Here is a 9469-nt window from a genome sequence, read left to right as displayed (position 1 = left end):
AGACGGAACCTCAAAGCCAAGCCCGCCACAACACTCTCCATTCAGTAAGTGTTGCGACCACCGCAAGAACCCAAGGATCCTTCAGCGGGAGCCAACGACTGCTTCGCGGGTGTGACCGTTTCCAGAGAGTCGCGCGCAGACTGCTGGGTTCGCACGGGGCCGGTCGGGACGCGGGCGGTCTACGCAGGGGCGTCTGGGGCAGGCAGTGCCAGGTGGCTTGCCGGTTCGGCTCTCCCCCGCGGGGTCACTTGGCGGCGACGTTGAGCTCCACAGCCTCCTTCACGAGCGCCTTAACCGCCGCCTCGTCCACGTGACTTCCATCGGAGTAATCGATGGCTCGAACGACTTTGCTGTCCAGTCGGGTGTTGAAGAAATCGTTGCTCTTCATGCGGGCACCCTTCGAGAAATTCAGCCTCACTGCGTTCTTCAGCACCTCGACGTAGCAGACGTCGCCGTCGTGCGTCCAAAACGGAACTCCCTCCGGTTTGGAGGGCTTCTTGTACTTGACCACCTCGATGGCAGCCGGGTCGGCGGCATTGATCGCAGCGCGAAGCGCGATCAGTACGTCCCTCTTCCAATCACTCTGTCGCGCGATGATGTCGTCGATCTGCTCGGAATCGGTCTTGTCACTCATGCGCGAATACTTGCGAAAAGACCCGACCAAATCAATGGGCAGAGTCGGTCGCACAGGGCGATGGGATCCTCCACCGTGCGCAATAGGGATCGCGCCGACAGTGTCAGCCCAGGATGTTGCGCCTCTGACAACGATGGTGTGGGCGATGTGGTTGACCATGGCGATTCTCGCCGGTGGGCTCTGTAGGGAACCGGATGAACCGTGCGCACAACGCGATACCTTGCGTGACACGCTGCGGAATCGCAGGCCAGTCCGTTGCTGTGACTTTGCGCTGGTTGCCAGCTTCGCCGTGCCCCATGAGTCCTGTTGTGTGGGAAGCAATTGACCCGTTGACCTGGGGCGGACAGGAGGGGCACAATTCGTCTCAAATTGCGTGACACGCGGCACAGATGCTGGTCACCGGCTCGTTGCTCAGTGTGTTCGGATTCGGTCGGGTGAACGCGCGTAGGGCGGATGGTCATGGAGGTGAAGATGCGTTCGTTGCAGGTTCGTGGGCGATGGGTCATCGGCGTCGCCGTCGGGCTGGGCGCGCTCATGTCACCTATGCTGGGTAGCTCGGCGGCGTGGGCACGGCCGCCCCTTGTCGTAGACGACGACGGGCAGCAGTGCGGCAAGGCCTCGTACGAAACGATCGCCGCGGCACTGGAAGCCGCGGTCGACGGCGATACGATCCGAGTGTGCCCCGGTCTGTATGACGAGCCGCTGCACATCACCGAGAGCGTGCGGATCGTTGGTCCGGTAGAAGGGGTGAACCAGCTCGACTGCCTAACGGTCGACCCGGCATCGGTCGCGGAGTTCGGTGACACCACCCGGCTCGCCGTGCTTCAGCCGCCGGCACCTGCCAGCACCGACCCGAGCGAGCCGCTGGTCACGCTGGATGCAGACGGCGCAGAGCTCGCGGGTTTGGTCATCCAGGGCCAGATCGACGAGGTCGCCACAATGGATGGGATTTATGAACTCTTCGTCCCCGCCGTCCGTGCCACGGACGATCACTCCGGCTATCGACTCCATCACAACGTGTTCCGCATGAACGGTCTTGCGGTGGAGCTGGGCAGCAACGGAGATCGGCGGACCCGCGTCGACCACAACTGCCTGCGCGAGAACTGGTGGGCGACGACGAATCAGATCATGCGTCTCGAGAACGGGGTCATCGACGTGAACACCGTCTTCCGCACCCGCTTCACCGGCTTCGAGGTGGGTTGGGGATACCGACCAACGGAGGATGTGACCGTCCGGGAGAACACCATCCGCGAGAGCGGGAGTCACGGCATGTGGGTGGAGAACTCCGAATCCGTCCGGGTCGTCGGGAATCACATCGCAGCCTCGACGGGCTTCGGCATCTGGATCTCCAGGGCCAACACGGACGTGGCGGTTCTCGGCAACGTGGTCGAGGGCGGCGCCCCGCTTCACACAACCACCATAGGGATCGCGGTCAGCAGCCAGGGTGTGACGCCCGACGTGCAGGCTCGCAGTACCAATATCGCAATCCGAGGCAATACGGTTTCCGGCGCCAGGCTACAGGGGATCGTTGCGCAAGCGGGTTCCCTCCAGAAAGGGATCATCGCGGACAACATCACCTTCGGCAACGGTGTCAATGGGATCGCTCTCAACATGGACAACATAGAGAACGTGGTCAGCGGCAATACGTCCTACGGCAACGGTGTCAACGGGATCGGTCTGAATAACAACCAGAACAACGTGGTCAGCGGGAATCTGTCCTACGACAACGGCTGGTACGGCATCGCCGTTCTAGGGCCGAGCTCGAGAGACAACACCATTCAGGCAACACGATGCACGGCAACGTCCTCGCCGACGCGGGGGACCTGACACCGGCCGATGGGACCCACTTGCGTAACACCTGGATCGACAACGACTGCGTGACAGATGAACCCGCCGGGCTGATCTGCGACAGCAACGGCTAAGCGGTGGCAAGTTCGGGCGGCGGGCGCATCCGGATCCCGGTGCGTTCGCAGCGGCAATTAGGCGCGTAGGGGTATCACTGTGGTCGACGAATCGATGATCGAAGCCAAGCTCCGGCTGTACTTCGGCACGCCGGGCGGCGACGTCGAGCACGCAACGGAGCTGTATCACGAGGACGCCGTGCTCGAGTTCCCCCAGTCTGGGGAGAGGTTCGAGGGACGGGATGCTTTCACCGCGTGGCGCAGCCAGTACCCGGCGGAAGTGGGCTTCGAGGTGCTTCGCGTCACGATTCGCGATGACCTTGCGGTGGTGGAGCTGTCCGCGACCTACGACGGTGGCCCGACGACCTTTGGTCTGGGGCTCTTGGAGTTCCGCCAAGGCCTGATCTCACGCGAGCGGATCTACATCGGCGCGGGGTGGGAAGCACCGGAGTGGCGTGCTCCGTGGCGCTCCGCCGTGCCGGCTGAAGTTCCAGGCTGGTGACCGCCGCCCTGTGGTAACACGTCGCTACGAGTCGAAGGATTGAACATGCAAGGGTCGATGGTTCCTGAGTCATACCGGTCCATGGCTCGGCGTCTCGTTTCTGGAGCGCTGGCGTTGGTGATGCTGGCGGGGCTGAGTGCGTGTAAGGCGTCGGGTGGCGGGCGCATCGGTGAACCCCTGGAAGGAGGGCCGGCCAGTGTCTTTCAGGGCCAAGCGAACTTCGGGTTCAACTACTCCTGCGACATGACAGAGGACCGGGTGCGGATCACGGGACACATCACCTACCACGATGAGCCGAGCATCATCGATGGGGTGCAGTTCCCTAAGATCCGGCTCCACGGCACGGTAAACCCCCTTCCTGTGGAGGGGGTTGCTTCGTGTTCGGAGGCGGCCGAACTGTACGGAGGCCTTCCCGCGGTCCAGTTCGAGGGCACGTACCGATCTCCGGGCGAGGACACCGAAGAGCCGGGCACGTTCACGGTCCTGGTCTTCGATCAAGGTGAGACGGGCCGATCGGTCGGTGAGATCACCGGGGACGGCTTCGCCATCGCGCTCACCGGCGGCGCCTACGGTGGCTACACGCGGGCCGGCTACCTCGAGGGCGGCAACATCCAGGTCGAGTGAGCGCGGGCCGGGCGTGACCGTCCGCTGGCGCGCGTGGAGACGGTCGAGTAGCCGCCTCCACCGGGGTAGTGCCATGCACCGTTCAGGACCGTCCCGTCCTGATTGAAGGTGCCCTCGTAGCAAGGAGGGGAACCTCTCTCGCCCATGCAGATGGTGAGAGTGTCGTTAGCGATCTCCCAGGTGTAGTCGAGAGTTTCGCCCTCGCCGAAGCCGTAGTAGCGGGACCGGATATCGGCGCTGGGCTCGTCGCCGTACTTGTGTTCGTGATCGATGACCTGCAGGCCATGGGTGCCGCCTGATTCGATGTGTTGCAGGATGAAGAACCCGCCATCGGCCCACTCATACGTCTCGGTTCCCTCAGCGTCACCGGAGACTGTCCACCTGCCGACGAGGCAATCCGCCATGAAGTCTTCGCACCACGCCTCGCCGTCCTCGAAGCAGTCTTCGCCGAGGCCCAGCAACGAGGCGAAGTCCCACCGATGGGAACATCCCCCTGCTCGCGCGCACCGGAGCAGCCGTGCTTTTTCAACAGATCCTTCTCACCGGCGAGCAAGCCACCGCCCACGACGTAGCGGCCGTCATCAGCCAGATACTGCTTCCCGCCTCCGCCAAACCCAACCCGGAATACCGGAACTGACTCACGGCACCGGCGATCTCATACGCGCCTTGCGCCTGACCGTGTACCAGCAGGCGGGAGTGTTCGCATGAGGATCCCTCAGCAGCGCGTTGCGCCGCTCGAAGCGGCGAAGACGTTGCTTTGTGCAGTGCGGGCGTCGAAGATGGCGGGGTGAAGAGACCCTGGACGCGCAAGGCATTCGCCCACGATGCCACGGTGACCATGGCGCCGGGCGGCGACGCAGACGCGCTTGGCGCGGCCATCACCGTCGCGCTCTGCGGCCACTGGGAGCATGACCCTCCGTGCCCGCTGGCGCCGCACCACACGCGTGCGGAGAGGACGGGCGATCTGGTCCGGCTGCGCACCCTGTTCGCCGTCGAGCCGGAGCTCGAGAAGGACGCCCGCAACCGCATCGAGAACGCCTTGCGCAGCTCACGTCTCGTAGGCCCGCGTGGAAGGACCACCAGTTGGCAGTTGGAGACCAGCGAACCCGGGGAGGTCCTGGAGCAGGAAAGCGATCATCTTCAACGGCTCATCGCCAGCTGAGCCTCGAGCCGCCGGCTTGAAAGGCGCAGGAGCGAGCGGGTCAGTGCTGGTTCGTCCACCGGCCGGCTTGCATCCGACGCCGGTCTTTGAGCGTGACGCTCCACGGATCACCAAAGATCCTGCTGTGCTCTCTCATCTTCACGGTGGTCGGGGATGGGCACCGACACCGTCCGAACGATTGGTGACGCGCTCGCTAGCTTGTCACTTCGCTCTCGGCCGTCGGACACACCACCTCGAGCTTGAAGCCGTGCGGGTCAAGGAAGTAGACAGCGTAGTAGTGCGCGCCGAATTGCGGGAAGATCCGCGGCGCATGCAGGACCTCGTCGCCGCGGTCACGCACCCAGTCGTAGATCGTGTCCACCTCCGCCCGACTGGCAACCAGGAACGCGATGTGCTGCAGTCCTGGTCGATAGCGCAAGTACGCCTCCTTGTCCCCGGCCTCGTAGAGGAAAAGCTGCGCCCCAGTCCAATCGATCGGGCAGTACCCGTTGCCGAAGCAGGGTTGAAACCCGAGCTTCGGCATCAACTGGTCGTAGTAGGACTTGGCAGCCTCGACGTCGGGAACACCCAACCCGAGGTGGTCGATCGGCACGGCGCCTCCTCGCACCTCACGTACGCCCGCCGCGCGAGTGCGCACGGGCGACGACACGTCTGCTCAGACCGAATGCTCTGTCAGGATCCATCGATGTCCCGTGCGGTCTTTGCGAAGGAACGCGTCGCCCGCAAGCGGATGCCGCGCGGGCCAGGATCCACAGTCTCAATTGCTCAGACGATGCGGAACACCGGGAAATCTGGAGCGATCTCACGAAGTCTTGCATCAGGAGAGGAGGCGTCCACGTCCTGGAAGAATCGACCGACTTCCCACGCCCACGCCTGAAGATAGGCCCGGAGGATCGGGGGTTTCTCCTCATCGGGAACTTCCTCGATTCGGAAGTCCTCCGTTCGTCGGCCGCTCGCGAGCCGCCCCTCACCAGAGACACGGATGTTCCGCACCCACTGCGTGTGTCCGCGTGGCGACACAAGGTACCGGTGACCCTGAACGCGAAGCGGGTTCACCGGAGTCGATCGCCACTCGCCGCTCGTTCGTCCTCGCACCGACAGCACACGACTGCCCGCCAGCGGCAGTCCCATCTTCGTAAGCCACCCGACAGCATTGTTGAAGACAGCATCGATTCCTGTCGGCCTCACATAGCGCGGCGTCATCCTGCCATCCTGGCGCACACCCCGTCCCGATCTTGCGCCTTCGTCCGCTTTCAACTGCCTCGGTTAGTAGCCGCACTACCGCGCCGAAGAAGATCAGGTCCAGGATCATCTGAATCGTCACGAGGGATCCACGCCAGCTCGGTCACTGCGCCGATGTCTCCGAAGCCGACCGTCGAGAAGACGGCGACCGCGAAGTACAGCGCGTCGACACGATAGTCGCCAGCAGCGCACGGCCAAGTCCCTGCACGATGAGGCGGCGTCGCTCCACTCGTGACAATCCTTGACGGGAGCAATCCTTCATCTGTCCCACACGTCCATCCGTCCTGGACTCGTAGGGTGGGCAATCATCGGCACGCGTCAAGAGTGCCCGGTCGCGAACCCGACCTAGGCCGACGTTTCGGTGGGCCGTGGGGCGAGCTCCGGTTGCGGGAAATGCTTGGCCAGCCACCGGCTCGCAGCGTCGAAGATGACCAGACCGACCACGAGAAGGGCGATGCCGGCAAGGATCTGCACACCACGCTGCTCTGCTTCCGAGGCAACCTCTCCCGGCGGGGCAAGGACCAGAACGAGGCCGAAGGTGTACAGGCCGTAACTGAGCCAATACGCCTTGGTCTGCAGGAACGCGAGCACGAAGGCAGCGGCGGCGATCAGCGCCAGGACCCACGTCGGCGGTGCGATCAGCGCGATGGGGATCGCCGCGAGCGCGCCGACGGCGGTGCCGATCGCCTTTCCGGTGATCTTTTCCCGCCTGCCCATCAGAACGTACAGGGCGAGGAGCAGGATCGGTTCGGGAACCCAGAAGGGCTGCGGCCACCCCAAAGCCACGCCGATCGCCGCCGCGGCACCCACTATCACGCCGAAGACCAGCGCCGAAACAGCCGCGAGACCGACGGAGACCCGCTTGCCCTCGACGACGGCAGCCGCTCCGAACCGGCGGGCCAGAGCGATGCCGTAGCCCGTCGCGACCCCAACGATGACCCCGTAGACCACCGCGTGCTGTCCCGACGGGGCCGGGCTGGCGAAGGTCGCCACCCAAGGGATCATCAGCAGCGGAAGCATCGATCCGAACCCGATCCCAGCCCCCGCGACAACACCCGTCGCAGCAAGCAGACCGACCCACCACCAGCCGTACGCAGTGACCGCCCCCAGCCCCGCGGCCAGCCCGATCACCGGCGCAAGATAGAGCATCCGGCGAGTTCCGCCGATCTTGGACCCCAGGGCCCCGACGAGCACGCCAAGGACCATCGCGTTCGCGGCAGAGGGCCCTACGAGTGCATACAGCAACACCACCGGCGCGACGAAAGCCACCAGGACGGCCAGAACGATCTGCATCAAGCGGCGGGTCCGCGACGGTTTCGCGGAGGCGTCTGACGCCCCGCCCTCGGCTTTACCCTCAGCCATCCGTGTGCCTTCCTCCCTGGCGCGCAGACTGCCAGTGCGCTGCATCACAGCTATGGCCATGACGGCGGAACACCAGCCGCCCCACGAGAAGCGGCGAGACCGGACGACGAACCTGCAGCGGGTGCGCGTTCAGGGATCCCGAGCGGGGTCAGAGTGGCTGACTTTCGGCCGGCGTTCCCCGCGGTTGGTCTTCGACCACCCACAGTTGCCCGTCCAAGTTGTGCGGGGTAGCTTGTTCTCACGTCGCCCCGGACCCTGGCGAACCTCACTGAACATCCCGACCTAAGGCACGGAACAACGCCGCTTCCCAATCGGCCCGTGGTGGTCAGCCCGCGAACAGAAGCGAAAGGGCGCGTGATGGATACCGGCTCAATCACCGTCGCACTGTGGCTTGGGCTGCTGCTCGCCGCCGTCGTCGTAGTCGCTGCGGTGTTCACTTTCGTGCAAGCGACGTCTGCTCGCCGCAGCCGCCAGGCCGCTGAGGCGGCGTGGGAAAACGCGCGGCTTGTACGGGACCAGGTTGTGAGCATCGCTGACACGAGCACTGGCGAACCTCATCCGCGCCATGTTGAGCACTCTCACTCTGCAAGGCCCCGCGGGAGAACTCCGCACTCGATGCTGGAGAACTGAGACATCGCGCAGCTCCCGACGTAATCCCCGCGATGAGCCGCTGTGCCGCCATGTATCAGCTCGCCTCCCCGACGCTCCAACTCTTCAGACCAGCTGTCCTTGCAGCGACTGAAGGATAAGCGACGGAGAGCCCAGGTCCTTGACAGTTCGTTTGTTCCGTACCGCAGCGAGGAGCTTCATCATGAGTTTGACGGTCGTCCAGGCGTTCCGCTTCTGTCACAAGTGCAACACCCTCTTCTATGAAGGAAGGCACGAGCCCGCAGGAACTCCCAAGGGGCTCTGCCCCGCCGGCGGGTCCCACGAGCCGATGGGTTTCCAATTCGAGATCCCGGCTCGCGCGACCCCATCGTCCACTGCGCAGGACCGTTGGCGGTTCTGCGGCACGTGCTGGGCGATGTACTTCGACGGCTTCCCTCAGAAGGGAGTCTGTCCCGGGAGCGGGCGCGGCCACACCCGCGAGACGCGCTTCCGGCACAACTTCGCGCTGCCCCACGATGTGCCCGAGACTCCGACCGCGCAGAGGCAGTGGCGATTCTGCAGCAAGTGCAACGTCATGTTCTACGACGGTTTCGAGGGCAAGGGCCGGTGCACCGCAGGAAACGGGCATGTCGCGCAAGGCCATGACTTCGTGCTGCCGCATCTGCGACCGTGACGTCCCGAGCTAGTTGTCGGCGGCGCTTGAACTCTGAACGCTTTCGGCGCCTTGGTTTCCAGCGGTCATTGCAACGAGGGGCGATTCTGGGAATGTAGCAGCCAACTGAAGAGCTCGGCTGGGGTTCGGTCCCCGAGGGTGAGGCGCGGGCGTCGGTTGAGCTCGTCTTCGACGCGTGCGAGGTCTTTCGGGGAGTGCGCGGCGAGGGTGGTCGACTTCGGAAGATACTGCCGCAGGAGCCTGTTCGGATTCTCGTTCGTGCCGCGCTGCCACGGGCTGGCGGCGTCGCAGAAGTAGATCTTCGTTCCGGTGTCGGCGGTCACGTCCAGGTGCCGCGCCATCTTGGTGCCCTGGACCCAGGTCAACGTCCGCCGCAACGGCGGTGGCAACTCGCCGAGGACCGCACGAGCGCAGCGTGCAGCTCTGCTGAGGTCAGCGACTGGGGCGCCTCCGCCAGCGTCGGGTCCTTCAGGTTCAGTCGGCTGACCGGGTCAGAATCCCTGGCAAGCAGCTGGACCGCACGGAAGGGGCACCCGGCTGGCTTGATCCATACATCCGCCACCTCACCAGGTCTTGCCTGACGCGGTTCGCCTGCGGGACCATCGGATGTGGTCGGCAAGAGGCGTAGGACCGGCAAGATCGGTGGACGAGACGTCCCGGACAGGATCGGTGACCGCGAGATCAAGGTCTACGAAACGCAGCGGACCCACGAGTTGTAGTTGAACCGCGCGACAGCGGCCTTCGAGCACGCGATGTCGTC

11 protein-coding genes and 1 pseudogene are annotated in these 9469 nt (G+C 64.5%); 5 read left to right on the top strand and 7 right to left on the bottom strand.

The genetic code is table 11. The features are described from left to right. Positions 1 to 244: 244 nt before the first annotated feature. Positions 245 to 634 carry a DUF1801 domain-containing protein gene (locus tag ACLQ2Q_RS21690; protein WP_425823869.1) on the bottom strand — a complete coding sequence of 130 codons (390 nt, stop codon included), beginning with the start codon at positions 632 to 634 and terminating at the stop codon, positions 245 to 247. A 459-nt stretch (positions 635 to 1093) separates the two neighbouring features. Here ACLQ2Q_RS21690 and ACLQ2Q_RS21685 point away from each other — a divergent pair, with 459 nt between their 5' ends. The 3 genes from ACLQ2Q_RS21685 to ACLQ2Q_RS21675 all read left to right on the top strand — a co-directional run bounded on the left by ACLQ2Q_RS21685 (position 1094) and on the right by ACLQ2Q_RS21675 (position 3661). Next, on the top strand, positions 1094 to 2461 hold the full coding sequence (locus ACLQ2Q_RS21685) for a right-handed parallel beta-helix repeat-containing protein (protein WP_425823867.1): 1368 nt from the start codon (positions 1094 to 1096) through the stop codon (positions 2459 to 2461). Between the two features lie 174 nt (positions 2462 to 2635). Then, the gene (locus tag ACLQ2Q_RS21680; protein WP_425823865.1) at positions 2636 to 3037 is read left to right on the top strand and encodes a nuclear transport factor 2 family protein; all 402 of its coding nucleotides are present in this window, start codon (positions 2636 to 2638) and stop codon (positions 3035 to 3037) included. Positions 3038 to 3280: 243 nt separating this feature from the next. Further along, on the top strand, positions 3281 to 3661 hold the full coding sequence (locus ACLQ2Q_RS21675; protein WP_425823863.1) for a hypothetical protein: 381 nt from the start codon (positions 3281 to 3283) through the stop codon (positions 3659 to 3661). Here ACLQ2Q_RS21675 and ACLQ2Q_RS21670 read toward each other — a convergent pair. Further along, complete coding sequence (locus tag ACLQ2Q_RS21670; protein ID WP_425823861.1) at positions 3628 to 4122, bottom strand: hypothetical protein; 495 nt, start codon at positions 4120 to 4122, stop codon at positions 3628 to 3630. The two genes, ACLQ2Q_RS21675 and ACLQ2Q_RS21670, sit on opposite strands and share 34 nt — an antisense overlap. A gap of 371 nt (positions 4123 to 4493) precedes the next feature. Here ACLQ2Q_RS21670 and ACLQ2Q_RS21665 point away from each other — a divergent pair, with 371 nt between their 5' ends. Beyond that, positions 4494 to 4823, top strand: coding sequence for a hypothetical protein (locus ACLQ2Q_RS21665; RefSeq protein ID WP_425823859.1), 330 nt, complete (start codon positions 4494 to 4496; stop codon positions 4821 to 4823). A gap of 193 nt (positions 4824 to 5016) precedes the next feature. Here the strand turns inward: ACLQ2Q_RS21665 and ACLQ2Q_RS21660 are convergent, their stop codons facing one another. The 4 genes from ACLQ2Q_RS21660 to ACLQ2Q_RS21645 all read right to left on the bottom strand — a co-directional run bounded on the left by ACLQ2Q_RS21660 (position 5017) and on the right by ACLQ2Q_RS21645 (position 7358). After that, complete coding sequence (locus ACLQ2Q_RS21660; protein WP_425823857.1) at positions 5017 to 5415, bottom strand: VOC family protein; 399 nt, start codon at positions 5413 to 5415, stop codon at positions 5017 to 5019. Between the two features lie 173 nt (positions 5416 to 5588). Then, complete coding sequence (locus ACLQ2Q_RS21655; RefSeq protein ID WP_425823871.1) at positions 5589 to 5954, bottom strand: nitroreductase/quinone reductase family protein; 366 nt, start codon at positions 5952 to 5954, stop codon at positions 5589 to 5591. 122 nt (positions 5955 to 6076) lie between these two features. Further along, positions 6077 to 6319 carry an ion channel gene (locus ACLQ2Q_RS21650; RefSeq protein WP_425823855.1) on the bottom strand — a complete coding sequence of 81 codons (243 nt, stop codon included), beginning with the start codon at positions 6317 to 6319 and terminating at the stop codon, positions 6077 to 6079. Positions 6320 to 6410: 91 nt separating this feature from the next. Further along, on the bottom strand, positions 6411 to 7358 hold the full coding sequence (locus ACLQ2Q_RS21645; protein WP_425823853.1) for an FUSC family protein: 948 nt from the start codon (positions 7356 to 7358) through the stop codon (positions 6411 to 6413). Between the two features lie 880 nt (positions 7359 to 8238). On the opposite strand from ACLQ2Q_RS21645, the gene ACLQ2Q_RS21640 reads away from it, so the two are divergent. Then, the gene (locus ACLQ2Q_RS21640) at positions 8239 to 8709 is read left to right on the top strand and encodes a hypothetical protein (protein WP_425823851.1); all 471 of its coding nucleotides are present in this window, start codon (positions 8239 to 8241) and stop codon (positions 8707 to 8709) included. Positions 8710 to 8774: 65 nt separating this feature from the next. Here ACLQ2Q_RS21640 and ACLQ2Q_RS21635 read toward each other — a convergent pair. Beyond that, a pseudogene (locus ACLQ2Q_RS21635) lies at positions 8775 to 9098 on the bottom strand (IS30 family transposase); the annotation flags it as partial. Positions 9099 to 9469: the final 371 nt, after the last annotated feature.

This window comes from Microbacterium sp. DT81.1 (assembly GCF_049844955.1).
Lineage (GTDB): Bacteria > Actinomycetota > Actinomycetes > Actinomycetales > Microbacteriaceae > Microbacterium.
Note: the sequence above shows the minus strand (reverse complement) of the source record. Positions and strands in the feature narration are given on the sequence as shown.